Origin of the sequence: Enterobacter cloacae complex sp. I2 (genome assembly GCF_014896205.1) — a bacterium.
GTDB classification, from domain to species: Bacteria; Pseudomonadota; Gammaproteobacteria; order Enterobacterales; family Enterobacteriaceae; genus Enterobacter; species Enterobacter quasihormaechei.
Map to the genome: position 1 here is coordinate 111,305 of NZ_JADBRA010000006.1, position 26,235 is coordinate 137,539.

General features: G+C 53.9%; 26 protein-coding genes and 3 pseudogenes. 16 read left to right on the forward strand and 13 right to left on the reverse strand.

From position 1 onward, the window contains the following. Window positions 1-67: 67 nt before the first annotated feature. The 3 genes from deoR to IM300_RS07020 all read right to left on the reverse strand — a co-directional run bounded on the left by deoR (window position 68) and on the right by IM300_RS07020 (window position 2,238). Entirely contained in the window at window positions 68-826 is a 759-nt protein-coding gene (gene deoR / locus IM300_RS07010) for a DNA-binding transcriptional repressor DeoR (RefSeq protein WP_063449246.1), read from the reverse strand. Between the two features lie 67 nt (window positions 827-893). Beyond that, window positions 894-1,502 (reverse strand): undecaprenyl-diphosphate phosphatase, encoded by a 609-nt coding sequence (ybjG, locus tag IM300_RS07015; RefSeq protein ID WP_063866210.1) that lies wholly within the window; start codon window positions 1,500-1,502, stop codon window positions 894-896. A gap of 7 nt (window positions 1,503-1,509) precedes the next feature. Next, complete coding sequence (locus IM300_RS07020; RefSeq protein WP_063449244.1) at window positions 1,510-2,238, reverse strand: phosphatase PAP2 family protein; 729 nt, start codon at window positions 2,236-2,238, stop codon at window positions 1,510-1,512. Between the two features lie 167 nt (window positions 2,239-2,405). On the opposite strand from IM300_RS07020, the gene IM300_RS07025 reads away from it, so the two are divergent. Further along, window positions 2,406-3,638 carry an MFS transporter gene (locus IM300_RS07025; RefSeq protein ID WP_193035879.1) on the forward strand — a complete coding sequence of 411 codons (1,233 nt, stop codon included), beginning with the start codon at window positions 2,406-2,408 and terminating at the stop codon, window positions 3,636-3,638. Window positions 3,639-3,758: 120 nt separating this feature from the next. On the opposite strand, the gene IM300_RS07030 is transcribed toward IM300_RS07025, so the two are convergent. Then, complete coding sequence (locus IM300_RS07030; RefSeq protein ID WP_112792539.1) at window positions 3,759-4,571, reverse strand: Cof-type HAD-IIB family hydrolase; 813 nt, start codon at window positions 4,569-4,571, stop codon at window positions 3,759-3,761. Then, on the reverse strand, window positions 4,561-5,775 hold the full coding sequence (locus IM300_RS07035) for an MFS transporter (protein WP_063866215.1): 1,215 nt from the start codon (window positions 5,773-5,775) through the stop codon (window positions 4,561-4,563). Before IM300_RS07035 ends, IM300_RS07030 begins: the two co-directional genes overlap by 11 nt. 82 nt (window positions 5,776-5,857) lie before the next feature. Here IM300_RS07035 and IM300_RS07040 point away from each other — a divergent pair, with 82 nt between their 5' ends. Continuing rightward, entirely contained in the window at window positions 5,858-6,415 is a 558-nt protein-coding gene (locus IM300_RS07040) for a TetR/AcrR family transcriptional regulator (RefSeq protein ID WP_131636246.1), read from the forward strand. Window positions 6,416-6,434: 19 nt separating this feature from the next. Here IM300_RS07040 and arsC read toward each other — a convergent pair whose 3' ends face one another. The 4 genes from arsC to IM300_RS07060 all read right to left on the reverse strand — a co-directional run bounded on the left by arsC (window position 6,435) and on the right by IM300_RS07060 (window position 9,968). Continuing rightward, window positions 6,435-6,866: a glutaredoxin-dependent arsenate reductase gene (arsC, locus tag IM300_RS07045; protein ID WP_063866218.1), complete on the reverse strand. Its 432-nt coding sequence runs from the start codon at window positions 6,864-6,866 to the stop codon at window positions 6,435-6,437. A 12-nt stretch (window positions 6,867-6,878) separates the two neighbouring features. Further along, window positions 6,879-8,168, reverse strand: a complete 1,290-nt coding sequence (locus IM300_RS07050) for an arsenic transporter (RefSeq protein WP_063866219.1) — start codon at window positions 8,166-8,168, stop codon at window positions 6,879-6,881. Window positions 8,169-8,208: 40 nt separating this feature from the next. After that, window positions 8,209-8,529 carry a metalloregulator ArsR/SmtB family transcription factor gene (locus IM300_RS07055; RefSeq protein ID WP_048965812.1) on the reverse strand — a complete coding sequence of 107 codons (321 nt, stop codon included), beginning with the start codon at window positions 8,527-8,529 and terminating at the stop codon, window positions 8,209-8,211. A gap of 635 nt (window positions 8,530-9,164) precedes the next feature. Then, the gene (locus IM300_RS07060; protein WP_048965813.1) at window positions 9,165-9,968 is read right to left on the reverse strand and encodes a DUF3800 domain-containing protein; all 804 of its coding nucleotides are present in this window, start codon (window positions 9,966-9,968) and stop codon (window positions 9,165-9,167) included. 161 nt (window positions 9,969-10,129) lie between these two features. Between IM300_RS07060 and IM300_RS07065 the strand changes: the two genes are divergently transcribed. Beyond that, window positions 10,130-11,368, forward strand: coding sequence for a DUF4062 domain-containing protein (locus IM300_RS07065; RefSeq protein ID WP_225303551.1), 1,239 nt, complete (start codon window positions 10,130-10,132; stop codon window positions 11,366-11,368). A gap of 53 nt (window positions 11,369-11,421) precedes the next feature. On the opposite strand, the gene IM300_RS07070 is transcribed toward IM300_RS07065, so the two are convergent. Together IM300_RS07070 and IM300_RS07075 are read right to left on the reverse strand one after the other, a co-directional pair. After that, a complete protein-coding gene (locus tag IM300_RS07070; protein WP_226842120.1) occupies window positions 11,422-12,435 on the reverse strand; it encodes an HNH endonuclease in 1,014 nt (337 codons plus the stop codon). Beyond that, window positions 12,435-13,296: pseudogene (locus IM300_RS07075) on the reverse strand (phage portal protein). The gene IM300_RS07070 and the pseudogene IM300_RS07075 overlap by 1 nt, the downstream one beginning before the upstream one ends. Before the next feature lie 64 nt (window positions 13,297-13,360). On the opposite strand from IM300_RS07075, the pseudogene IM300_RS07080 reads away from it, so the two are divergent. The 3 genes and pseudogenes from IM300_RS07080 to IM300_RS07090 all read left to right on the forward strand — a co-directional run. Further along, window positions 13,361-13,758: pseudogene (locus IM300_RS07080) on the forward strand (hypothetical protein); the annotation flags it as partial. A 22-nt stretch (window positions 13,759-13,780) separates the two neighbouring features. Beyond that, window positions 13,781-13,978, forward strand: a pseudogene (locus tag IM300_RS07085) (ogr/Delta-like zinc finger family protein). 100 nt (window positions 13,979-14,078) lie between these two features. Then, window positions 14,079-14,657 carry a hypothetical protein gene (locus tag IM300_RS07090; protein WP_193035881.1) on the forward strand — a complete coding sequence of 193 codons (579 nt, stop codon included), beginning with the start codon at window positions 14,079-14,081 and terminating at the stop codon, window positions 14,655-14,657. Between the two features lie 235 nt (window positions 14,658-14,892). On the opposite strand, the gene IM300_RS07095 is transcribed toward IM300_RS07090, so the two are convergent. Continuing rightward, window positions 14,893-16,578: an aspartate:alanine antiporter gene (locus IM300_RS07095; RefSeq protein WP_063866223.1), complete on the reverse strand. Its 1,686-nt coding sequence runs from the start codon at window positions 16,576-16,578 to the stop codon at window positions 14,893-14,895. Window positions 16,579-16,852: 274 nt separating this feature from the next. Between IM300_RS07095 and IM300_RS07100 the strand changes: the two genes are divergently transcribed. Beyond that, complete coding sequence (locus IM300_RS07100; protein WP_063449233.1) at window positions 16,853-17,227, forward strand: inner membrane protein YbjM; 375 nt, start codon at window positions 16,853-16,855, stop codon at window positions 17,225-17,227. Window positions 17,228-17,262: 35 nt separating this feature from the next. Here IM300_RS07100 and IM300_RS07105 read toward each other — a convergent pair whose 3' ends face one another. After that, window positions 17,263-17,532 (reverse strand): GrxA family glutaredoxin, encoded by a 270-nt coding sequence (locus IM300_RS07105; RefSeq protein ID WP_014169305.1) that lies wholly within the window; start codon window positions 17,530-17,532, stop codon window positions 17,263-17,265. 185 nt (window positions 17,533-17,717) lie between these two features. Here IM300_RS07105 and nfsA point away from each other — a divergent pair, with 185 nt between their 5' ends. The 9 genes from nfsA (at window position 17,718) to rlmC (ending at window position 26,201) form a co-directional block, all read left to right on the forward strand. After that, window positions 17,718-18,440 (forward strand): nitroreductase NfsA, encoded by a 723-nt coding sequence (gene nfsA / locus IM300_RS07110; protein WP_193035883.1) that lies wholly within the window; start codon window positions 17,718-17,720, stop codon window positions 18,438-18,440. 64 nt (window positions 18,441-18,504) lie between these two features. After that, window positions 18,505-19,407 (forward strand): 30S ribosomal protein S6--L-glutamate ligase, encoded by a 903-nt coding sequence (rimK, locus tag IM300_RS07115; protein WP_193035959.1) that lies wholly within the window; start codon window positions 18,505-18,507, stop codon window positions 19,405-19,407. 63 nt (window positions 19,408-19,470) lie between these two features. After that, entirely contained in the window at window positions 19,471-19,947 is a 477-nt protein-coding gene (locus tag IM300_RS07120) for a YbjN domain-containing protein (protein ID WP_003858385.1), read from the forward strand. Between the two features lie 351 nt (window positions 19,948-20,298). Next, the gene (potF, locus tag IM300_RS07125) at window positions 20,299-21,411 is read left to right on the forward strand and encodes a spermidine/putrescine ABC transporter substrate-binding protein PotF (RefSeq protein WP_193035885.1); all 1,113 of its coding nucleotides are present in this window, start codon (window positions 20,299-20,301) and stop codon (window positions 21,409-21,411) included. Between the two features lie 143 nt (window positions 21,412-21,554). After that, window positions 21,555-22,688 carry a putrescine ABC transporter ATP-binding subunit PotG gene (gene potG, locus IM300_RS07130; protein ID WP_017693732.1) on the forward strand — a complete coding sequence of 378 codons (1,134 nt, stop codon included), beginning with the start codon at window positions 21,555-21,557 and terminating at the stop codon, window positions 22,686-22,688. Between the two features lie 9 nt (window positions 22,689-22,697). Beyond that, a complete protein-coding gene (gene potH / locus IM300_RS07135) occupies window positions 22,698-23,651 on the forward strand; it encodes a putrescine ABC transporter permease PotH (protein WP_063866228.1) in 954 nt (317 codons plus the stop codon). After that, window positions 23,648-24,493, forward strand: coding sequence for a putrescine ABC transporter permease PotI (gene potI / locus IM300_RS07140; RefSeq protein ID WP_063449228.1), 846 nt, complete (start codon window positions 23,648-23,650; stop codon window positions 24,491-24,493). The genes potH and potI overlap by 4 nt, the downstream gene beginning before the upstream one ends. A 42-nt stretch (window positions 24,494-24,535) precedes the next feature. Beyond that, entirely contained in the window at window positions 24,536-25,033 is a 498-nt protein-coding gene (locus IM300_RS07145) for a YbjO family protein (protein ID WP_087878582.1), read from the forward strand. Window positions 25,034-25,073: 40 nt separating this feature from the next. Further along, a complete protein-coding gene (gene rlmC, locus IM300_RS07150) occupies window positions 25,074-26,201 on the forward strand; it encodes a 23S rRNA (uracil(747)-C(5))-methyltransferase RlmC (protein ID WP_193035886.1) in 1,128 nt (375 codons plus the stop codon). The last annotated feature ends 34 nt before the right edge of the window (window positions 26,202-26,235 follow it).

A 26,235-nucleotide genomic window follows, 5' to 3' on the forward strand; every position in this document is an offset into this window, starting at 1 on the left:
TTCGCCTTACCCGGCCTACAACGGCTCGAACGTAGGCCGGGTAAGCGCAGCGCCACCCGGCACAACCTCAATACATCAACTTCACCTGCTGCGCCTTTGCATACGACACCAGCTCTTCATCCGGGCGGCAATCGCTGACGATGGCGTCAAAGCGCGACAGTTCTCCCATCCTTGCCGGACGGACCTTGCCAAACTTACTGTGATCAACCACCAGCACATGCTGCTGCGCGGCGTTGAGCGCCCAGTGTTTCACCGGCAACTCTTCCAGATTAAAGCAGGTTGCGCCCTGCTGCACGTTCACGCCCGCCGCAGAATAGAAGGCGATGTCGGGGCATACATTGCTCAGCGTGTCCTGAATATTCAGCGGCTTAAAGATGGCATTGCTGGCATGAAACTCACCGCCACACAAAATCACCCGGCACGCCGGTTTTTCCTGCAAGGCCAGAAAGGTATTCAGGGAATAACAGACGGCGGTAAAAGGAACGCTGCTGTCGATGGCCTCGATGATCCACGGCGTTGTCGTCCCGCAGTCAAAAAACAGCGTTTGATGCGGCTGCACCAGCGAGGCGGCGAGCCGCGCGGCTTTGCGCTTCTCTTCCACCAGACGCGTTTTTTGATCGCTTAACAGGTAATGGCTGGCGCTGCGCGGCTCCAGGACAATGTACCCGCCAAGCAGCACAACGGGGGCGCTGTCGCTGTTCAGATCGCGACGAATGGTCATTTCAGACACGCCAAGCAGGGTAGCGGCTTCCTTGAGATGCAGCTTGTCGCTGCGCTTCAGCGCCTGAAGCAACTGAGCAATGCGGTCATCGCGACGTGTTTCCATAGATCCTCGGGCTAAAAAAGTGAGCCCCCGCAGGGCGGGGGCTCAAGTGTAACCTGACGGACCGGGGTTAGTCACGTATCCATCCTTTGCGGATCGGGAGGGCAAACAGAACGCGATAGGCCTGCGATAATCCCCGGTAAAGGGCCGGACCAAAGAGGCTCCACATAATGGCTGCGCTGACGCAGCCCATCAGCCCCACCAGGAATCCGCCTACCATGTCCAGCGGCCAGTGCACGCCCAGATAGACGCGGGACCAGGCGATGGCGACGGCGACCCCCATCAGCACCACGCCGGACCACAGGCGATGCCAGAACAGGAAGGCCAGCGCGAAGGTGAAGATCACCGTGCCGTGATCGCTCGGGAACGAGTCATCCGGCGCGTGGTGCAGGAAGTTATAGCCGACGTGCTCGACAAACGGGCGATCGTGCGGGAAGGCGAGCCCCAGCACATAGCTTGCCAGCACGCTGACGCCGATGGCCATCGCCATTTTAATCACCAGATGGCGCTGGGCGGTGACCTGTTTGCGCGGGCCCCAAAGCCAGAGGATCGCGGCCAGCGCCGGTACGATGCTGATCAAATCCTTAGCAATGAAGGTGGCGAGATCAATCATCCATTCCGGCGACGCTGGCGTGGCGTTGAGCAGGTAAAACAGTCCGTAGTTCAGATTCTCTAGCATCGTATCGTTACTCTTTAGCAAACCAGGTAGAAACCAGCCCGTAAACCAGCACCTGGGAAAACCAGACCCACCACCCGGCCCACAGGTTGTGAGAGAAAAAATGCGCGCCGCGCATGACCTGCCCGAAGCCCATCAGCAGCCCCAGAGCGGCCCCCAACGCGACAAAGGTCCAGGCCAGGCGCGGACGTTCACGCCAGAAGGCAAAAAACAGCCCCATGACCATAAACCCGCTCGAGGCGTGGCCGCCGGGAAAGCAGCGTCCCGGTCCGCTGTCGGCCGGAATGGCGCTGAACAGGGGATACGAGACGGCTTTGCCGCCATATTCCACCAGATCCCACGGACAGCTGTGGTGACTCATGCTTTTCAGGGCTCCTACAACGAGCGCGCCCAGACCCATCAGAAGCGCGGCCGTCACCAGCCGGGCATTGCGTCTGTAAGCCCCGTAAACCAGCGCGATGACGGCCAGGGCAATGGCCACATATTTCGCCAGCCGATGGTTCAGCAGATCCAGCAGCGGATTTTGCTGTAGCGGAAAATGGTGCGTCGCAGCGTCATACCAGAAGCCGGTTAGCCATCGGTCGAGCGATTCATCGCGAGAAAGCCAGGTAAAAAGCACCGCGAGGGCGATCAGCACGAAAAGTTGGTAACCATAAAAGCGGGCGGGCAACCGGTAAAGGCGTTTTGTCTTATTTATCGGTAAGGTAGATAATTCTGAAGGGCTGACGGCGTGTGTCATAATTTCGGTCAATAACGTGAAATAGCGCTATCTTAACGAGGGCAACTTAAGGAAACCTTAAACAACAACGATAAGTGCGTTATTTCTGTTTTCTCACGTTATTGTGCTATCTCAGACAGCAGCAATTCATTACACTCATCGCGATTTTTTCATACTAAAGAGATTGCATGATAAACCGTTCTTCTTCCGGTAATCGTCTGGGCCGTCAGGCGTTACTTTTTCCTCTGTGTCTGGTGCTTTACGAATTCTCTACCTACATCGGCAACGATATGATCCAGCCGGGCATGCTGGCCGTGGTTGAGCAGTACAACGCAGGTATTGAATGGGTGCCAACATCCATGACCGCCTATCTCGCGGGCGGCATGTTTTTACAGTGGCTGTTAGGGCCGCTGTCGGATCGTATTGGCCGCCGTCCGGTGATGCTGACGGGGGTGGTGTGGTTTATCGTCACCTGTCTCGCCACGCTGCTGGCGCAGAACATTGAGCAGTTTACGCTGCTGCGCTTCCTTCAGGGCGTGAGCCTGTGCTTTATCGGCGCCGTGGGCTATGCCGCCATTCAGGAGTCGTTTGAGGAGGCGGTATGTATCAAGATCACCGCGCTTATGGCGAACGTGGCGCTGATTGCACCGCTGCTGGGGCCGCTGGTAGGGGCCGCATGGGTGCACGTTGCGCCGTGGGAAGGGATGTTCGTCCTCTTTGCCCTGCTTGCGGCTATCTCTTTCTTTGGCCTGCACCGCGCGATGCCGGAGACCGCGACGCGTCTGGGAGAAAAGCTCTCGCTTAAAGAGCTGGGCCGTGATTATAAAGCGGTGCTGAAAAACGGTCGTTTTGTCGCAGGCGCGCTGGCGACGGGGTTTGTCAGCCTTCCGCTGCTGGCGTGGATCGCCCAGTCGCCGGTCATTATCATCAGCGGCGAGCAGCTTAGCAGCTATGAGTATGGCCTGTTACAGGTGCCGATTTTTGGCGCGCTGATTATCGGAAACCTGGTGCTGGCGCGTCTGACGGCGCGCCGTACCGTGCGTTCACTGATAATTATGGGCGGCTGGCCGATTGCGGCAGGGCTGATCGTTGCGGCGGTAGCGACCGTTGCCTCGTCGCATGCGTACCTGTGGATGACCGCGGGGCTGAGCGTTTACGCGTTTGGTATTGGCGTGGCGAATGCTGGTCTGGTGCGCCTCACGCTGTTTGCCAGCGAAATGAGTAAAGGCACGGTGTCTGCCGCGATGGGGATGCTGCAAATGCTGATTTTTACCGTCGGTATTGAGGTGAGCAAGCATGCTTACGCGTTTGGCGGCAACGGGCTCTTCAGCCTGTTTAACCTCGCCAACGGCGTGCTGTGGGTAGGGCTGATGGTGGTGTTCCTGAAGGACAAACGCGTCGGAAGCGCACTGCAACCGTAATCCTTATTCCGTCTCTCTGCGGGGTGAGGGCATCAGGCCGCAGTAAATTTTGCCCGGTGGCGCTGCGCTTACCGGGCCTACGGGCTGGGTGTTCTCCCTCTCCCTGTGGAGCGCACGGAATCAATTAAACGGCGCCTTCCCATCCAGCACCTTATCAATCACGTCCAGTACGCCTTCGTCATTATTGTTCGGCGCTTCATAGCGGGCCACCGCCTTAATGTGCGGTTTGGCATTGGCCATCGCGAAGCCATACCCTGCCTGGCGCAACATCTCCACGTCGTTACCGCTGTCGCCAAAGGCCACCACTTCGCTGTCTTCAATGCCCCAGCGCGCCTGAAGGATCCGCAGGCCGTTAGCTTTATGCACGCCGGGGATGATCAGGTCGATACTGCCGTGTCCGGTGGTCACCGGCACCATGATGTCGCCGAGCTTTTCGTGCAGCAGCGCCTGAATACGCGGGATCTCTTCGTCGGAGACGTTAAGCCCGAACTTGAAGAAAATATCGTTGAGATGGTCAAAGCTGCTGACGCTTTCAAGGCGGTGATAGTACTTCGCGGCGACCGCTTTGAAGAGGTCGTCATAGGTTTGCAGCGTGTAGGCGCTGTTTTTACCGCAGGCGATAATTTCAATGCCGGGTACCTCATTCAGCAGGGTGGCGACGGTCAGGAAGTGCGCTTTCGACAGTTCGCCGTTAAACACGTCTTCGCCGGCATCCACCACCCAGCCGCCGTTTTCGGCCACGAATGCGATTTCATGGGCGATCTCCGGGAAAAACGAGATCAGCTGGTAGTACTGGTTTCCGCTGGCAACCACAAAACGGATGCCTTGCTCTTTCATGCGCGCGTACTGCGCCAGAAAACGCGCACGATTATAGGTTTTCGCATCGCTCAGGAAGGAGCCATCCATGTCGACTGCAATCAGTTTAACGCTCATATCCCTTCTCCATTGACGTTGTTTCTGCTTCCGGTTTTGCCACCGCACGCGCCACCAGTGCGGCAATAATAACTAACCCTAATACCACCAGCATCGCGCTGCGTAATCCGTAGTGCTCACCGAGGAACCCAAGCAGCGGCGGCCCCACCAGGAAGGCGAGGTAGCCGGTGGTTGCCACCACGCTCACGCGCGTCGGCGCATCCGGGCCGGTATCGCTGGCAGCAGAAATGGTCAGCGGGAAGCCAAGGGAGGCGCCAAGTCCCCACAGGATCACCGACACGCCGGCAATCCAGTCAACATCCACAAAGATGATCATCGCGATGCCCAGCCCGCCCAGCAGAGCGCTGGCACGCACCACCGCCACGCGGCTGTAGCGGTCGATAAACCAGCCGCCGGTGAAGCGCCCGACGGTCATACCGAGCGTAAACCCGGCGTAGATCAGCGAGCCGGAGGTGGGGCTAAAGCCGTGTCCGTCCACCATCAGCAGCGGCAGCCAGTCGTTGGCGGAGCCTTCAGCAAACGCCATCGCCAGCACGACCACGCCAATCAGCATCAGCTGGAAGTCACGGTAGAAGGGCAACCCTTTTGCCGCAGACTTCTGTTCATCCGAGGCGTTTTGTCCCGTACCGGCGGGGATAGCCCTGATGCCGGTGAGGATAGGGATAATGCAGACCAGCGCCGCCAGCAAAATATGCACGTTAGCCGCAATGCCCAGCGCCGTCAGCGCCATCCCCACGCCCGCGCCCGCCAGCGTGCCGAGGCTGTAAAAGCCATGCATCATCGGCAGCACCGTTTTGTTCATCTCCTTCTCGACGGCGGCGCCTTCAACGTTAATGGCGACTTCTGCCGCACCGAAGCTCCCGCCGAACACCATCAGCCCGAGGGCGAACATCAGGGGCGAGGCAAACCACAGCGCCACGCTCAGCGCGACCATTCCGACCACGGCGAAGCACATGGTCGTGCGGATCACCGTACGGGTGCCAAAGCGCTTCACCAGCCAGGCCGAGCACAGGATGCCGCTCATCGAGCCAATCGACAGGCCAAACAGCACAATCCCCATCTCTGCCGTCGAGACGGATAGCGTATCGCGGATGGCCGGGGTGCGCGTCGCCCAGGAAGCCATCAGCAGCCCGGGTATGAAGAAGAACATAAACAGCGCCCACATGCGCAGATGCAGGGCTTTGCGGGGAGAAGATAACGTCATTGGGATCAGCACCAGAAGAACAACAATAGCGACAACACTAGCAACTTTGTGTACATTTGTACACAAACCGGATGAGGAATTTATGAGCAGACCACCGAACGACCCTAACCGTCGGGAGAAGATACTTCAGGCGACGCTGGACACTATTGCAGAGCACGGTATTCATGCCGTGACACACCGCAAGATTGCCACCTGCGCAGGCGTACCGCTGGGGTCGATGACCTACTATTTCGACGGCATGGAGTCGCTGCTGGAAGAGGCATTCACGTGGTTCACGCAGCAGATGTCCCGGCAGTACCGGGATTTCTTCGCGGGCGTTACCGGGCGGGAGAGGGCATGCGAGGCCATTACCACGCTGATCCACAGCTCAGCCGTGACCACGCCACACAATATGGCGCTGATGTATCAGCTGTACGCCTTTATGCACCGCAGCGCCGCGCTGAAAACGGTCATGCAGGACTGGATGAAGATGAGCCAGACCACGCTTGAACAGTGGTTCGATCCGGCGACCGCCCGCGCGCTGGATGCGTTTATCGAAGGGATGACGCTGCACTTCGTGACCGACCGCGCGCCGCTAACCCGGGAGGAGATCCGGGCGATGGTGGGACGCATCGCGCAGGAGCAGGTGCCCTGCGATTAACCGCAGGGCAACCGCGACGTTATCGTCCCTGAATTTTTTTGCCGGAAGCGTCTACAACCGCTTCGCCATCCTCTTTGGTGAACGCCCCTTTTTGTGCGTCGGGCAGAATATCCAGTACGCGCTCCGACGGACGACACAGCCTCGTCCCCAGCGGAGTAACGACAATCGGGCGATTGATCAGAATCGGATAGTGCAGCATGTAGTCAACGAGCTGGCTGTCGCTAAACCTGTCTTCCGCCAGGCCAAGGTTTTCGTAAGGCTCCACGTTTTTTCGCAGCAGATCGCGGGGTGAAATGCCCATCTCAGCCAGCAGCTTCACCAGTTCGTCGCGAGACGGCGGCGTCTCCAGATACAAAATAATCTCGGGTTCGGTGCCGCTGTTGCGGATCATCTCCAGCGTATTGCGCGACGTGCCGCAGGCGGGGTTGTGGTAAATGGTAATGTTGCTCATATCAGGTACTCACTACAGTGTAACGGAGAGACGTAACGCCAGCGCGGCAAGCGTTACAAACAGGACCGGCAGCGTCATTATCAAGCCCGTCCGGAAATAGTAGCCCCAGGAAACGATCATGTTTTTCTGCGCCAGTACATGCAGCCAGAGCAGGGTGGCCAGGCTACCGATAGGGGTGATTTTCGGCCCCAGATCGCAGCCAATCACGTTCGCGTAAATCATCGCCTCTTTAATCAAACCTGTTGCCGAACTGCCATCAATTGAGAGCGCGCCAATCAGTACCGTTGGCATATTGTTCATTATGGATGACAGGAAGGCGGTGATAAATCCGGTGCCCAGCGTGGTGGCCCAGAGTCCATAACCGGCTAAGCGATCCAGAACGTCTGAGAGATGCTCCGTCAGCCCGGCGTTGCGCAGGCCATACACCACCAGATACATCCCCAGCGAGAAGATAACGATCTGCCACGGTGCGCCGCGAAGCACTTTTCCGGTATTAATAGCGTGCCCACGTTTTGCGACGGCAAACAAAATCAGCGCGCCCACGCTCGCGATGGCGCTGACGGGAATGCCGAGAGGCTCAAGCACAAAGAATCCGACGAGAAGTAACAGCAGCACGATCCAGCCCGTCCTGAAGGTTGGCAGATCGTTTATGGCACGTGCCGGCTCCCGGAGTTTCGCCAGATCGTACGTCGGAGGAATTTCCTTGCGAAAGAACAGGTGCAGCACGATGAGCGTGGCGGCAATCGCGGCGATATCAACCGGGATCATCACCGAGGCGTATTCGCTGAACCCCAGCGAGAAGAAGTCTGCCGACACAATGTTGACCAGGTTGGAGACAATCAGCGGCAGGCTGGCGGTATCGGCGATAAAGCCTGCCGCCATCACAAACGCCAGCGTGGCTTGTTGACTAAACCCGAGTGCCAGCAGCATGGCGATAACGATAGGCGTGAGGATCAGTGCCGCACCGTCATTGGCGAACAGCGCCGCAACGGCCGCACCCAGCAGCACGATCCAGGTAAACAGCAACCGCCCCCGACCATTTCCCCAGCGGGCAACGTGCAGCGCCGCCCACTCGAAAAAACCGGACTCATCCAGCAGCAGGCTGATAACGATCACCGCGATAAACGTGGCAGTGGCGTTCCAGACAATATTCCAGACCACCGGAATATCGTTAATATGAATAACGCCGCTCGCCAGCGCCAGCGCGGCGCCAATGGTCGCGCTCCAGCCGATGCTGAGCCCTCTGGGTTGCCAGATGACCAGCACCAGCGTGAATAAAAAAATCGCTCCTGCCAAAAACATTGTTTACTCCATTATATCTGATTTCGTGAATGTGTTTTGCTTAGCATGCACCCGGAACTTTACCTTTCAGCTTCAGGCGGGTGTCTTCACGCAGGCAGTTCCAGCTGTTATCGATAATGGACGCTGCCCACGCGGGCATGTTCGGAGATAAACGGTAATGGACCCATTTCCCTTCACGTCGGTCGATGACCAGCCCGGTCTCGCGGAGCAGTGCCATATGGCGGGAGACTTTCGGCTGCGGCTCGTTGGTGGCGGCGCAGAGATCGCATACGCACAGTTCCCCCGCTTCACGCAGCAGCATGACGATGGCGAGCCGCGTTTCGTCGGAGAGGATTTTGAAGAGCTGGAGCGGGTGGAGCATGGGTGTTCCTGGATGTGTGATTTTTATATGCGTTTAATCATATATGTTTTGGTTGCTGCAGAGAAGCAGAAGTAGATCCGATGCTGCGAGATGGCAGTCTGTAGTTGGGTTGCGCATCTTTTACATGAATCAACGTCCGTAGGAGTATAACTAATGGCATAAGTTATACTAGAGCAGCATGGGTTTGAACTCCATTATTAATCAATGGGTTAGGTGAGTGAAACTTTTTTAGCGTTAAAAGCATATTTTTGCTGTATGTATAACTGTGATGTTGAGAGGAAATGTGAACGATATATTCAGGATGTCACTTGCCCAGCGGACGGATAGAACTTTTACATACAGATTGTCGCTAGCTCTGACTATAGTGTTGAGGGCAAGGACATTGCGATTACGCTGTTAGACAGCAAGGAAGTACACATTAGTGATTCCTCACTTGAGAGCGATAATTAGTGTTATAGGCCTTACAACATGATTGTTATGCATTTTGTTGAGTTTGAAACTTTAAAACGCTACTATCATTGAACTGAATTTATGGTTTTGGGGAATTAGAGGCGGCCCCCCGAAAGTTGATACCGCCTAGTTGGTAACTTCGTCGAACGACTGGGACTCCAACCGTGCCGGCTGTGAGGTCGGCTCTATTTTTTAGACTTGGGCAATTCGTACTTCAAATTCACATCTCGCGTAAGGATATCCCTTGGTCCTTTCGTTCTGTCGAAAAAAAGCCAAATATTAAATTTGCGCTCTTTTGGCCAAGTGTCATACATAAGCGAATCCCACCCTAAATAAGACGCAACTTTGTTGGCAACTGCTAACTTCGCATCCGAAGTTGCTTTGCCTTGATAGGCGCACATCACTGCGCCTAGAAGAAAATCTGCAATTTGAATATGTTCAGAAGATTTTGAATCCTTTGTGACGACGCTCTTGATAATGTCTCTACGGCCAAACCTTTTTGCTAACGTGTGGTTAGTAATGACTTCAAATGCCTCATCAGCTTTTTTATACCGCGATGGAAGTGGGTCCACTTCCACACGGAACTCGCATTCCCTATCTGGATGAGCCTTGATAACGTTGCCTATTTTAGTTTCAATCAGCTTGCCAAAATGCTTACGCATAGCCAGATCGTAGTCGCCGCCATGGAAGGATTTTTCTACTTTTGATTTTTCTACAATGATGCAGTGGAACGCCAGCCATTGGTGTTTGAAGAACGTTTCAAGGAGGTCATGATAAAAAGCAGCATTTCTCTTTGAATGAGCTTTTTGCCACTTTATTTCATCGCTACAGTTATGCTTTTCCCTAAGCTCACGAATGATGCGTACGAAGTCGCCACGCCTTTGGTACTTCATCCACAGGCTGCCAAATCCATAAAATCGCTGACCATCAATGCCTGACTCATCGCAGGCGACATGCCATATCAGCTTCCCAGGATCAGTTGCGTCCATGTTTTTCCTTCATGAGTAAAATTTCAGCGTAGGATTATGATTTAACCACATCACTAAGTGATTGATAAGGATCAGTTTTAATCTGTAACAAGAAGGCTATTCAATGCGAACTTGAGTGGCTTAGGTTTTGCGTGGGGGCATGGCGGACTTTTGCTGGGTTTATGTACACCATAAGTGCCGAGTTGCGTGTAGATTTGCATGATCAAAAGGAGCGTAACGGTGCTGACCCACCAGAACTGCCGCACTTTCCAGCCATAAAACTATTATTTAAAGCGGGCAGGCGTGGCGGGGATACGAGCGCGCGCTCACAGAATGGTTTCAGTAGTTTGTTTAAATTAGGTTATGCAAATTTTGAGAGGATCTTGATTTTGGATAAGCGCTATCAGGTATTTGTTAGTTCAACGTTTTCAGATTTAGAAGAAGAACGCCAAGAAGTGATGCAGGCACTATTGGAGCTTGATTGTATGCCAGCAGGGATGGAGTTATTCCCGGCAACTAATAGCGATCAATGGAGTTTGATAAAGAAAGTAATTGATGACAGTGATTATTATATAGTCATCCTAGCAGGACGATACGGATCTATTGGACCCGATGGACTAAGCTATACGGAAATGGAGTATCGTTACGCAGTTGAAACTGGAAAACCGGTTATTGGTTTTATCCACAAAAACAAGGAAAATTTGGCTGCAAGACTTTGCGAGTCAACCTCTGATGGTAAAGAAAAACTGGCGAGATTTGAAGAGTTGGTTAAAAATCGGCTTTGTCGCTTCTGGGAGTCCCCTGCAGAACTCGGAAGTCAGGTCAGTAGAAGTTTAATCAAACTTACACGAGAATCACCTGCTGTTGGCTGGGTTAAAGGTAATCTTGTTGCCAGTGAAAGTGAAGCTCAAGAAATACTGAAATTAAAAAGAACAATTGAAGAGCTTGAGAGTCAACTTGTTGCCAGCAAAACAACTGCTCCAGTTGGAAGTGAAACTTTATCTCAGGGTGATGATTTATTTGAATTTGAGTATACATTTAATGCATCCCCCTCTCAATGGACCCATGATGGAAAACGTTACTCTGCTAGTGCGAAAATTAGCTGGAATGAGATTTTTTCCTATGTTTCACCGATGATGATAGATGAAATTGCTGATGAGGGATTACATTCTGCAGTTAATTCTTCTATATCAAAAATTGTGCGTGATCAGCTTACGGATAATGAAGATGTTTTGGGGCTGAATATACTTTCAATAATAATGAAGTCATCATCATTTCAAACGGTGAAAGTTCAATTGAGAGCGCTTGGTTTAATAACGAAAAGTGAAAGGAATCGGAGCGTAAAAGACAAAGGGACATATTGGACGCTTACTCCTTATGGTGAGAATCTTATGACAACTCTTCGTGCAATAAAAAAATAAAAAACTGCCGGGGAAGTCCTCGGCTGTTTTTTATTTGATATGATGATGTGGTTTCAGTTTTCTTTAAACGCACTCCATCTTTTAATGAGTGCTGTCAGAGATATACGATGTATCGTGTTTATTATGCTATTATGATAAATATCATAGCCTTCATTGATGACTTTTTTAGAGAAATGAATTGTCAAAAACTCCGGATGTATAGCACATAAATTTAGATCAAACAGAGTATGAATGTCGCTTCTGAGCAGCAATCCGTTGCTTATATGGTTATGACTTTCATTTCTGTAAGCATCAATATGTGCCGCCTCAAGAATATCTACAAGCTCACATCCTGTAACTGCGCATATAGGGCTGGACTTTAACAGCTTATCTCGAAATGTTTTCTGTCCACGTCTTTGCCTGATCTGCCTATCTACTAGTTTCCTCTGATCACCTTCAAGCAAATCTGGAGAGTCGTTATCTGCTTCTCCTGCAGTAAGAAGAATCGACGATATTTGAGCATCAAATAGTTCTTTTGCCCACTGTATATTTACTTCCTGTATGGATAACTGAACGTTATAGCGCAAGCTTTCAGCTTCAAGTTTATCAAGAGGGATGTCTTTTAGTTTCTTAAAAACGGAACCATAAGTAGCTATAAATCCTATAGCAGGCTCTAAAACCAACCTTCTCTCATTAAATTCATGTCCGTTATCGCAACGCCACTTTGGCATCATTGTTTTGCGTGGGCGGATCTTTTTTGCATTGCATTCGTCATGGGGGCATTTATACACATTTTTTTCAGTGTCGTATGTTTCTAATTTTTCTATAATAGAGATTCCTAAAATATTATCTCTATTTCTAATTATTACAAGATCTCCTTCTTTGACATTTTTGTAATTTGGGACAGAATTATTGTAGCGATAGAAAACTGAGTAATCGTCGTTATAGCCATCATTTGCCCAGTACCTTACGTTGCCTTTTTCAATTGCTTTAAAGGACCATGCTTGTTGTACCACGAACTTTTCCCACTGATCAGATTTTTGGTTTGTTCTATCGAACAGCAAAACATGTTGATTTACAAGCATCATCAGCCCAGATAATATGACTTAAATCGCAAAATTTCGTCTCTTACCAGTTTTTTACTTTATCCATTCTTTTCTGTGACGGCAGTAACTCATTTCGAAAAAAAAACTTGGTCGCTTTCTCCTCATCCCCAAACCCCCAACATTACTCGGCATAATTTCCATCATCTGAGGTGGTACAAGATGTGCTGCCATCATGTCGTCCCGGTTCACATTCTTGTTGTTCGAAAACTCATCCTTAGCCGCCACCTCTGACAGAGGGATGATCAGAATTCTGTCTTTTTGCCGTTAGGCGAGTACATAAACAGGTTGCGGAATTTGCCCGGCCCCTTGCGTTTTTCATGGCCTGGCGGATATTGTTTATTACCTCCTGGTTCTGCGCGGTGTCGGTCATGTACAAGATGAAACTCGCGTGGCTGCCGTTAATGTAATACTTCTGGCGGAACAGGGTGGCGAACTCGTTGAGCAGGACTTAAGTATAGCGGACAGGTATGCCAGCAGGCCGTAAATTTCATGGTTCATATCCGGCTCCATCAGATGAAGTTGCTGCCTTGAGTGAACTTATACGGCTGCGTGGTCATGCCGTATTGCACAAACCAGTAAGTATCGAGGTCGATCCAGCGGCGTGTGTATTTCGCCAGCGATGGCTTCAGTTACAGAATGTCCACCAGTCTGTTCGTCCGTTTCTCCAGGTAGGCGTTACCAGACACCTGTCTCCAGGTAGGCGTTACCAGACACCTGATAGTCCTGAACAAAGCGGCTGAATGCCTACTGGCTCAGCAGCGGACGCGGGATAAAGGTGCTGGTGAGAATGTTATGTTTCACCGCAATCGGTGAGCTGTGATGTACGGCGGTGTGTCCGGTCAGTTTTTTGCCGTATCGGGCTTGGGCATTTTCGGTGGACCGCTAGGACGAAAGCTGGGCGTAAAGCGTTAAGCACCGGAAGAAAACCATGACAGCAATGGAGCTGGAGGCGAAGCAGGGAGATTATCTGGTGGGTGCGGATGAAAATGTGCTGGTGCTGAACCGGGCCTATGCCAACAGGGCCGCCAAAATGCAATGGGAGCTCTACAGCGTGGTGTGGCGTCTTTCTCCCTTTAACTGAGAAGGCCGTGCCGATCTCTACACGTAAATGCCCGTGAAGGGAAGATTAGCGGCTTTAAGCAGCTCATAGATGATGCGGAATGGACAATCACCACGTTCATGCATACGGCCAGCGCTGACAGTGGTTTCACAACCAGTATTGAGTTTGAGGTGAAAATTGATGAGTTCGCAATGGAACAATTAGTTCAAAATTGCGAACAATCATCTCTCATTATTGCTATTTAGTTAATAATTAGATCTGATTATTATGATGAATTGTTCTATGTGCGTACAGGCGGCACATATCTGAAACAGTTTCCAAGTTTCCAATCAAACCAAAGAACGCTACAACCTGTGCACTAATATCGAGTACGGGCATACCATCGTGTCGCATGAAACTTTTGTACGGTCAGTATGCCGTCCGCAAAAAATCAGCGCAGCAGCGCCTCATCCCAAAAATATGTAGAAGCAATTTGCTTACTGATTCTGACCCGCCGCTGGCGGTTTTTTTTATTGTTATAGTAAGCTGGATGAACTTTTAAAAAGTATTTAAATCCGGAGTACACATGGATTTTGCAAGTTCGTTCTCTTTTATCGAAAAGATTATTCCTGCATTGGTCGGTTTTGCAGGTGCTTGGGCAGGTAGTCGATGGGGACTCACTAAGTTCAAGAAGGAAAAGTATTGGGAATCAAAAGTTAAGGCATACGAAACTACTTTGAGTCATTTTGAAAAAATTGCTTTCTGGGGGCGTTCTAATAAGGCACAAGCTCACTGTGCCGTAACTGTTGGAGATAACGATTTGCATCCACAAACGTTCAATGAGTCTATGCGTAACCTTGCACAGTTAGAAATTACTGCATTTGTATACTTTGATGGTGAATTTAGAGATCTGATCAAAGAACACAGACATGCTATGGAAAGCATTTACATAAATGAAATTGAAAAATTGGAAGGGGAGCCTAAGGAGAGCGCTTACTACAAGTATGCTGATACACAAGGAAAAATAGGTGATATGGCCTATGCGGCTTTAGAGGTTCTGAACCAACAGGCTCATAAAGATATCGGCCTGAAAGGGCATTGCTGCGAAAGACTTATGGTTAAAATCACCGATGATTGGCGAGAATTTAGAAAAAACATTCAATAGATTACACAAAAATCCGCCGCCATTCCTATCGAAATGGAGCTCTAACTACCTGATTAAAAAGGTCACGAACTTCAGACAACAAAAAACCCATCAACCTTGAACCAAAACGGCGGGGTTGATGGGCTCCACAAATTGGGGACATCAAAGAAAAGCAGTGGCAATAGTTATGACTGTGACCTGTGTAAAAAGTTCTGCACGTAACGAAAATTTTTTCAGCCACGCGCAAACTTGAGACTTATCCGAGTCCAGGCCAGATAATGACGATCAGCGTACCTGCCAGCGTCAGCAGCACGTTTGCGATCGCGTATGTGCCTGCATAGCCCAGCGCCGGGATATTGCTGCGCGCGGTGTCGCTGATGATTTCCATCGCCGGTGCGCAGGTACGCGCGCCCATCATCGCGCCGAAGAGCAGGGCGCGGTTCATGCGCAGCACGTAGGCACCGAACAGGAAGCAGATCACCACCGGCACCAGGCTGACGACAAGTCCGGAAAGCAACATTTGCCAGCCGACAGCGCCCAGTCCGTTGCCAATGCCGCTCCCGGCGCTTAAGCCGACACCCGCCATAAAGACCATCAGGCCGAACTCTTTCACCATGTTCAGCGCCCCCTGAGGGATATAGCCGAAGGTCGGATGGTTCGCTCGCAGGAAGCCCAGCATGATCCCGGCGAACAGCAGGCCGGCAGCGTTACCGATGCCGAAGCTAAAGTTGCTGAACTGGAAGGTGATCATCCCAATCATCAGGCCGACAATGAAGAAGGCGCAGAACGCTAACAGGTCCGTTACCTGGCTGTGAATGGAGATAAAGCCGATACGATCGGCAACGGTTTTAACACGTCGGGCATCGCCGCTGACCTGTAACACGTCGCCTTTGTTGAGCACAATGTTATCGTCGATAGGCATTTCAATCTGGCTGCGGATCACGCGGTTGAGGAAACAGCCGTGGTCGGTCAGCTTCAGCTGCGCCAGACGGCGGCCCACGGCGTTGTGGTTTTTCACCACAATCTCTTCGGTGACGATACGCATGTCCAGCAGGTCGCGGTCGAACACCTCTTTCCCGTTGCGGAAGCTGGGATCGAGACGCGCGTGGGCGTCCGGGTAGCCGACAAGGGCGATGTCATCGCCCATCTGGAGCACCGCGTCACCGTCCGGGTTAGCCAGAATACCGTTACGACGAATTCGTTCGATGTAGCAGCCGGTCTGACGGTAGATCCCAAGTTCGCGCAGGTTTTTCCCGTCGGTCCAGGCAACCAGCTCCGGGCCGACCCGGTACGCGCGGATCACCGGCAGGTAAACCTTACGTTTGGAGTCCGTGTCCAGGCCGCGCTCGCGGGCAATGGTCTGGGCGCTGGTCTGGAGATCCTGATGCTGAAGTTTCGGCAGATAGCGCGCGCCAACAATCAGGCTTACCAGACCAATCAGATAGGTCAGGGCATAGCCCAGGCTCAGGTTGTCCAGCGCGACGGAAAGCGGCGTGCCTGCCATGCCAGAATGACGAAGCGTGTCCCCGGCACCCACAAGCACCGGCGTGGAGGTCATCGAGCCGGCCAGCATACCGGCCGTTAAGCCAATGTCCCAGCCAAACAGTTTGCCCAGCCCTAACGCAATCAGCAGCGCGCTGCCGACCATCACCAGCGCCAGCATCAGATAATTTTTGCCGTCACGGAAGAAAATCGAAAAAAAGTTCGGGCCGGCTTCCACGCCTACGCAAAAAATAAACAGCATGAAACCTAAGTTAAGCGCGTCCGTGTTAATACTGAAATGTTGCTGACCTAATAACAGCGAGACGACTAAAACGCCAATGGAATTACCAAGTTGAACTGAACCCAGGCGCAATTTACCCAGACAAAGGCCCAGTGCCAGTACCACAAATAATAACAGGATGTAATTCCCATTTAACAAGTCTGCGACGTTTATATTCACGGAGGCTAACTTCTTGTTTACCAGTAAGTTGTTGAATGAAAGGACTATTTGGGCTACTGTTTTCAGAGTCAGGGAATCACTGAGAACCTCCCTGCTTCCTGATAAATACCCTAAACACTAGCAGGCGGTTAGTTTAATCGTAATAGCTACCGACAGCCACCTATTATCGCACGACTTCCGTGCGTGTTTTGGCAAGGATTGCCGCAATGCTTTATCTGACTGGGCGTCCACCGGACGATTTTTGTATTTGATAGAGATAAGTCAGGAGGATAGTTTGAACTTTAAACGAAACTGGGCTGGCGTAATCAGCTGTTTTTTGCTGTTTACGGTAGTTTGCATGTCGCTTGCATTTAACGTGAAGGGCGCCTTCAGAGCGTCCGGTCATCCGGAGCTGGGCCTGCTGTTTTTCATTCTGCCGGGGGCCGTGGCCAGTTTTCTCTCGCGCAAAGGCGAGGTGGTGATGCCGCTTCTGGGGGCAATCCTTGCGGCGCCCATCTGCTTGCTTCTGATGCGCGTGCTGTTTCTCTCGTCGAGAAGCGTCTGGCAGGAAGTGGCGTGGTTGTTGAGCGGCGTTTTCTGGTGTGCGCTGGGCGCGCTGTGTTTCTTATTTACGCGCAGCCTGCTGCAACAGCGGAAGCACCGTAAATAAAAACGCCCTCAGGGTGAGGGCGTCTTCGGATTGCCTTACTGAGCGGCAAACAGGCCAAGGTGCTCTTTGGCGTAGGCTTCAAAATCGGTGCAGCCGCCGATGTGTTTCTGGTCGAGGAAAATCTGCGGCACGGTTTCAACCGGTTTACCCACGGTTTTTTCCAGATCGGCTTTGCTGATGCCTTCCGCGTGGATATCCACGTAGCGGAAGTTAAAATCATCACGTTCTTCAGTCAGTTTCTCAGCCAGCTCTTTCGCGCGCACACAGTAAGGGCATCCTGGACGACCAAAAATTACTGCAAACATTTCTCTCTCCTCAAAAAACAAGCCTGACGGCGAATAATGCCTATAGTGCACGATAACCTGTCGTCATGGAAAGAAGGTTTCACCTGTCACTTTGATACAGTCAGGCTATGTTTCGCCAATTACATCATGGGGATCATTGCCTATACTGGCTGCCATACGTTTTACGCAATACAAAGAGAGACAAAATGACGCCAACCATTGACCTGCTTCGTTCCCACCGTTCCATTCGCCATTTTACCGATGAGCCAATTACTCAGGCACAGCGGGAAGCGATCATCGATAGCGCGCGCGGCACCTCCAGCTCCAGCTTTTTGCAGTGCAGCTCGATTATCCGCATCACCGATCCGGCGATGCGTGAACAGCTGGTGACGCTCACGGGTGGACAAAAGCACGTTGCCCAGGTGGCCGAGTTCTGGGTGTTCTGCGCCGATTTTAACCGTCACCTGCAAATCTGCCCTGAGGCGGAGCTGGGGCTGGCGGAACAGCTGCTGCTGGGCGTGGTCGATACGGCGCTGATGGCGCAAAACGCCTTCACGGCGGCGGAATCGCTGGGGCTTGGCGGGGTGTATATCGGCGGGCTGCGCAACAACATCGAAAGCGTGACCGAGCTGCTGAAGCTGCCGAAACACGTGCTGCCGCTGTTTGGCCTGTGCCTCGGCTGGCCGGCGGACAACCCGGATCTGAAGCCGCGTATTCCTGCCGCGATGCTGGTGCATGAAAACCACTACCAGCCGGTCGACCAGGACGTTCTGAATCAATACGACGAAGAGCTGGCGAACTACTACCTGACGCGCGACAGCAACAACCGTCGCGACACCTGGAGCGACCATATTCGTCGCACCATTATCAAGGAGAGCCGCCCGTTCATTCTTGATTACCTGCACAAGCAGGGCTGGGCAACGCGGTAGTCCATTCCTCCCGCGCCTCGTGTATGATAGGCAGGCTTTTACCATGTCTTTAGAGAGGTGCAGGGTGAAGATTGCCATATTGTCCCGGGATGGAACGCTCTATTCATGTAAACGTCTGCGAGAAGCGGCGGCGAAGCGCGGGCATCAGATTGAGATCCTCGATCCGATGTCCTGCTATATGAACATTGACCCTGCGGCGTCGTCGATTCACTACAAGGGCCGCAAGCTGCCGCACTTCGATGCGGTGATCCCCCGCATTGGCTCCCAGATCACCTATTACGGCACGGCTGCGCTGCGCCAGTTTGAAATGCTGGGAAGCTATCCGCTCAACGAGTCCGTGGCGATTTCCCGCGCCCGCGATAAACTGCGCTCGCTACAGCTGCTGGCGCGCCAGGGGATCGATCTGCCTGTCACCGGGATTGCCCACTCCCCGGACGACACCAGCGATTTGATCGACATGGTGGGCGGTGCGCCGCTGGTCATAAAGCTGGTGGAAGGCACGCAGGGAATCGGGGTGGTACTGGCGGAGACGCGTCAGGCGGCTGAAAGCGTGATTGACGCGTTTCGCGGTCTGAATGCCCATATTCTGGTGCAGGAATATATTAAAGAGGCCGAAGGGTGCGATATCCGCTGCTTTGTGGTGGGCGATGAAGTGGTGGCTGCCATTGAGCGGCAGGCGAAAGAGGGCGACTTCCGCTCAAACCTGCACCGCGGCGGCATTGCGCGGGTGGCCATTATCAGCGAGCGCGAGCGTGCGATCGCGGTGAAAGCCGCACAGACGTTAGGCCTGGACGTTGCGGGGGTCGATCTGCTGCGCGCCGAGCGCGGGCCGCTGGTGATGGAGGTCAACGCCTCGCCGGGGCTGGAAGGGGTGGAAAAAACCACGGGCGTCGATATTGCAGGTAAAATGATCGCGTGGATTGAACGTCACGCAACGCCGGGATTTTGCCTGAAAACGGGCGGTTAAATGGATCGGCGCGCACTTTTTGCGTAATCTGGACAACGTTTTTATTTAAGAGGCTGCACAGCGATGGATTTACAGGTCGTACCTACACTGGATACGTTACGTCAATGGCTCGATGATGCCGGTATTACTTTCTTCGAATGCGACTCCTGCCAGGCGCTGCATCTGCCTCACATGCAAAATTTCGACGGCATTTTTGATGCCAAAATCGATCTGATTAACGACGTCATTCTTTTCTCGGCGCTGGCCGAAGTGAAGCCTTCCGCGCTGCTGGCGCTGGCGTCCGATCTGTCTGCAATTAACGCCAGTTCTCTGACGGTCAAAGCGTTTCTCGACATACAGGATGATAACCTGCCGAAGCTGGTGGTTTGCCAGTCTTTATTCTCCGGCGCCGGGCTCTCCTTCAAGCAGTTCGCCTGGTTTATGCGCCTGAGCGAAGAGCAGATTTCCATGGTAATGATGGAAGCCAACGCACACCACCTGCTGTACAGCGCGGAAGATGATGCTGAGAATAATGATGCATCTCCCAATTTTCTCCACTAAGGCCGTCTGACTTTTGCGCAGTCGCTGCCAGAGCGGCTGCATAACACCGTTTTTTCTGCTGCTTTTAACCTTTCTTTAAAGAATTTTTCACCTCCTCTCAGGCCGTTTCGGCTTATCACGTAGACATAATCTGCATAAAAAATTGATAAAAGGCGTTTTTTCGTCTGGGCTATAGCCGGAGACACGGGCTACAGTTATTCTTGCGATGCTTAAAAAAGCGAGCGGATCCTGCCGGAAAAAGGGGGTTATATTTATTTCGGGCAGAGCGACAAACTATGCATGATTATTGCATATCTTCAGGCTGCACAGTTTTGGTTCGTTTGTTAACGAGCTTTCAGAAGGAATAACAATATGATCGCCTTGAATAAAAAATGGTTATCGGGTCTGGTTGCGGGTGCTCTGATGGCCGTCTCTGCCGGCACGCTCGCTGCGGAACAAAAAACGCTGCACGTCTATAACTGGTCTGACTATATTGCGCCGGACACCGTCGCCAATTTTGAAAAAGAGACCGGCATTAAAGTGGTCTACGACGTATTCGATTCCAACGAAGTGCTGGAAGGCAAACTGATGGCGGGCAGCACCGGCTTTGACCTGGTTGTGCCGTCGGCAAGTTTCCTTGAACGTCAGCTGACCGCCGGCGTTTTCCAGCCGCTGGATAAGAGCAAATTATCCAACTGGAAAAACCTCGATCCGGAGGTGCTGAAGCTGGTGGCTAAGCACGATCCGGAGAATAAATACGCGATGCCATACCTGTGGGCGACCACCGGCATCGGCTTTAACGTGGATAAGGTCAAAGCCGCGCTGGGCCCGGACGTCAAGCTGGACAGCTGGGACGTGGTGCTGAAGCCGGAAAACCTTGAAAAACTCAAAAGCTGCGGCGTCTCTTTCCTCGATGCGCCGGAAGAAATTTTTGCCACCGTGCTTAACTACCTTGGCAAAGATCCCAACAGCAGCAAGGCCGACGACTACACCGGTCCGGCAACCGACCTGCTGCTGAAGCTGCGTCCGAATATTCGCTACTTCCACTCCTCTCAGTACATCAACGACCTGGCGAACGGCGATATCTGCGTGGCGATCGGCTGGGCGGGTGACGTCTGGCAGGCGGCGAACCGTGCGAAAGAGGCGAAAAACGGCGTGAATGTTTCCTACTTCATTCCGAAAGAGGGCGCGCTGGCGTTCTTCGACGTCTTCGCCATGCCGGCTGATGCGAAAAACAAAGAGGAAGCGTATCAGTTCCTCAACTACCTGATGCGTCCGGAAGTGATTGCCCACATTAGCGACCATGTTTACTACGCTAACGGTAACAAGGCCTCCGTGCCGATGGTCAGCGAGGATATCCGCAATAACCCGGCGATCTATCCGCCAGCGGACGTCTTTGCCAAGCTGTTCACCCTGAAGGTGCAGGAGCCTAAGATCGACCGCGTGCGTACCCGCGCGTGGACGAAGGTGAAAAGCGGTAAGTAACGGCGTTTGATATCGTTGCCCGGTGGCGCTAACGCTTACCGGGCCGACACAACCCGTAGGCCGGGCAAGCGTTAGCGCCGCCCGGCGATGCGCACCCTGACGGTGCGTTTGCACCAGTGTTGATCTATGCCGGAGAGCACCCCGTGAATGACGCGATCCCCCGCCCGCAGGCGAAAGTCCGTAAAGCGCTGACCCCGCTTCTTGAAATTCGTAACCTCACCAAATCCTTCGACGGCCAGCATGCCGTGGACGACGTCAGCCTGACGATCTACAAAGGCGAAATATTCGCTCTGCTCGGCGCATCGGGCTGCGGTAAGTCCACGCTGCTGCGCATGCTCGCCGGGTTTGAACAGCCGACCGCCGGGCAGATAGTGCTGGACGGCGTTGATCTCTCCAGCGTGCCGCCGTACCAGCGGCCCATAAACATGATGTTTCAGTCCTACGCGCTGTTTCCGCACATGACCGTCGAGCAGAATATCGCCTTCGGCCTGAAGCAGGACAAGCTGCCGAAAGCCGAAATCACCGCGCGCGTGGCGGAGATGCTGAGCCTGGTGCACATGCAGGAGTTCGCGAAGCGCAAGCCGCACCAGCTTTCCGGCGGCCAGCGTCAGCGCGTGGCGCTGGCAAGAAGCCTGGCAAAGCGTCCGAAGCTGCTGCTGCTCGACGAGCCTATGGGCGCCCTGGATAAAAAGCTGCGCGACCGGATGCAGCTGGAAGTGGTGGATATCCTCGAGCGCGTGGGCGTGACCTGCGTGATGGTGACTCACGACCAGGAAGAGGCGATGACCATGGCCGGGCGCATTGCGATCATGAATCGCGGTAAGTTCGTGCAGATTGGCGAGCCGGAAGAGATCTACGAGCACCCGACCACCCGCTATAGCGCGGAGTTTATCGGCTCGGTGAACGTCTTCGAAGGGCTGCTGAAGGAGCGTCAGGACGATGGCCTGGTGATTGAATCGCCGGGGCTGGTGCACCCGCTGAAGGTCGACTCTGACAACTCCGTGGTGGACAACGTGCCGGTCTACGTGGCCCTGCGCCCGGAAAAAATCATGCTTTGCGATGAGCCGCCCGCCGATGGCTATAACTTTGCCGTGGGTGAAGTGGTGCACATTGCCTATCTCGGCGACCTGTCGATTTATCACGTTCGCCTGAAAAGCGGGCAGATGCTCAGCGCCCAGCTACAGAACGAGCACCGGTATCGCAAGGGACAGCCAACCTGGGGCGATGAAGTGAGCCTGTGCTGGGATGCGGACAGCTGCGTCGTACTGACGGTATAAGGAGCGGCCATGAGTACACTTGAACCTCCAGCCCGCGTCAAAACACCGGGCGGCTTCGCGCGCTGGCTGGCGCGCGTGCAGATGGCGCATGGCCGCAAGCTGGTCATCGCCATGCCGTATATCTGGCTGATCCTGCTGTTTCTGCTGCCGTTCCTGATCGTCTTTAAGATCAGCCTGGCGGAGATGGCGCGGGCGATCCCGCCGTACACCGATCTGTGGGAGTGGGCCGACGGGCAGCTGACGCTGACGCTGAATCTGGGCAACTTCCTCCAGCTCACCGAGGATCCGCTCTATTTCGAAGCCTATTTACAGTCGTTGCAGGTGGCCGCCGTTTCGACGATATGCTGTCTGCTGATGGGCTACCCGCTGGCGTGGGCGGTGGCGCACAGCAAGCCGTCAACGCGAAACATTTTGCTGCTGCTGGTGATTTTACCGTCGTGGACGTCGTTCCTGATCCGCGTATACGCCTGGATGGGGATCCTGAAAAATAACGGCATCCTGAATAACTTTCTGCTGTGGCTTGGCGTCATCGACCAGCCGTTGACCATCCTGCACACCAACCTCGCGGTGTATATCGGGATTGTTTACGCTTACCTGCCGTTTATGGTGCTGCCGATTTACACCGCCCTGACGCGCATTGACTACTCGCTGGTGGAAGCCTCGCTGGATCTCGGCGCGCGGCCGCTGAAGACCTTCTTCAGCGTGATCGTGCCGCTGACCAAAGGCGGGATCATTGCCGGGTCGATGCTGGTGTTTATCCCGGCGGTCGGGGAATTTGTGATCCCGGAACTGCTCGGCGGTCCGGACAGCATCATGATTGGCCGCGTGCTGTGGCAGGAGTTCTTCAATAACCGCGACTGGCCGGTGGCCTCGGCGGTGGCGATCGTCATGTTGCTGCTGCTGATCGTGCCGATCATGTGGTTCCACAAGCATCAGCAGAAACAGATGGGAGATCGCGGATGAACAACTTACCGGTAGTACGCTCTCCGTGGCGCATTCTGATCCTCGTGATTGGCTTCACCTTCCTGTACGCGCCGATGCTGATGCTGGTGATCTACTCGTTCAACAGCTCAAAGCTGGTGACCGTCTGGGCGGGCTGGTCGACGCGCTGGTATAGCGCATTGTTCCACGATGAGGCGATGATGAGCGCGGTCGGATTAAGCCTGACCATTGCAGCGCTGGCGGCGACGATGGCCTGCGTGCTGGGCACGATTGCCGCGCTGGTGATGGTGCGCTTTGGCCGCTTCCGCGGGGCCAACGGCTTTGCGTTTATGATCACCGCGCCGCTGGTGATGCCGGACGTGATCACCGGCCTGTCGCTGCTGCTGCTGTTTGTGGCGCTGGCGCACGCCATCGGCTGGCCGGCGGATCGCGGGATGCTTACCATCTGGCTGGCGCACGTGACCTTCTGTACGGCCTACGTGGCGGTGGTGATCTCCTCGCGTCTGCGCGAGCTGGACCGCTCCATTGAAGAGGCGGCGATGGATCTCGGCGCCACGCCGCTGAAGGTTTTCTTCATCATCACGCTGCCGATGATTATGCCGGCGGTCATCTCCGGCTGGCTGCTGGCGTTCACGCTCTCGCTCGACGATCTGGTTATCGCCAGCTTTGTCTCGGGGCCGGGCGCGACGACGCTGCCGATGCTGGTCTTCTCCAGCGTGCGCATGGGGGTGAATCCGGAGATTAACGCCCTGGCGTCTATCATCCTTGGCGTGGTCGGAATTGTCGGATTTATAGCCTGGTATTTGATGGCGCGCGCGGAAAAGCAGCGCGTTCGCGATATCCAGCGTGCAAGACGCGGCTGAAGGAATTATTATTTCCAGTGATGTGCCGCGTATGACGCGGCACTGTTTTTCAGGGAAGTAAAAACATTGGGATTCTTGCAAAAAACACGTCATTCGCACGCCCGTCCGAACGTCCCTGCGCTGGTTCAGGTGGCGGCGCTCGCCATTATTATGATCCGCTGCCTGGATGTGCTGATGATTATGAACACGCTGGGCCCGCGGGGCATGGGGGAGTTCATTCATCGCAGCGCGCAGACGTGGAATCTGACGCTGGTGTTTCTCAGCAGCCTGATGCTGGTGTTTATTGAGATCTATTGCGCGTTCTCGCTGGTAAAGGGGCGCAACTGGGCGCGCTGGGTCTATTTTCTTACGCAGATCACCGCCGCCAGCTATCTGTGGGCCGCCTCGCTGGGCTACGGCTATCCGGAGCTGTTCAGCATTCCCGGCGGTTCCCGCCGCGAGATTTTCCATTCCTTAGTGATGCAGAAATTGCCGGACATGCTGGTGCTCTGCCTGCTCTATGTTCCCGCCTCCAGTCGGCGGTTCTTCCGCCTGCAATAATGTGTATAATCGCAGCCCTCGTTTTCCTTGAGGTTTTCATATGCAGTGCGCACTCTATGACGCCGGTCGCTGCCGCTCCTGTCAGTGGATAGAACAGCCGGTCTCTCAACAACTCACCGCCAAAATGGCCGATTTACAGCAGCTGCTTGCCGGTCACGCGGTGGGCGAGTGGTGCGCACCCGTCAGCGGGCCGGAGCAGGGCTTTCGTAATAAAGCCAAAATGGTGGTCAGCGGCAGCGTCGAAAAGCCGCTGCTGGGCATGCTCCACCGTGACGGCACGCCGGAAGACCTCACCGCCTGCCCGCTGTATCCCGCTTCGTTTGAACCGGTGTTTGCCGCACTGAAGCCGTTTATCGCCCGCGCGGGGTTAACGCCCTATAACGTTGCCCGCAGGCGCGGCGAGCTGAAATACCTCCTGCTGACCGAAAGCCAGATCGACGGCGGCATGATGCTGCGCTTCGTGCTGCGCTCAGAGAGCAAGCTGGAGCAGCTGCGCGCAGCGCTGCCGGCATTGCAGGCCCAGCTTCCGCAGTTGCGGGTGATCACGGCCAACATTCAGCCGGTGCACATGGCGATCATGGAAGGGGAGAAAGAGATTTTCTTCACCGAACAGCATGCGCTGGCGGAGAACTTTAACGGCGTGCCGCTGTGGATCCGTCCGCAAAGTTTCTTCCAGACTAACCCCGCCGTCGCCAGCGCGCTGTACGCCACCGCGCGCGACTGGGTGCGCGCGTTACAGGTTCATCACATGTGGGATCTGTTCTGCGGCGTCGGCGGCTTTGGCCTGCACTGCGCCACGCCTGAGATGCAGCTCACCGGCATTGAAATCTCCGCCGAAGCGATTGCCTGCGCAAAGCAGTCCGCCGCTGAACTGGGGTTAACCAATCTGCACTTCCAGGCGCTGGACTCCACGCAGTTCGCGACCGGGCAGGGCAACGTGCCGGAGCTGGTGCTGGTGAACCCGCCGCGCCGGGGCATCGGCCAGGCACTGTGCGACTACCTGAGCCAGATGGCGCCTAAGTACATCGTTTATTCCAGCTGTAACGCACAGACTATGGCGAAAGATATCGCTAATCTGCCGGGTTACCGCATTGAGCGCGTTCAGCTCTTTGATATGTTCCCGCACACCGCGCATTACGAAGTGCTGACGTTGCTCGTGAAATCTTAAACAAAATGTGAACTCTTCATCCCTGCGAAATCAG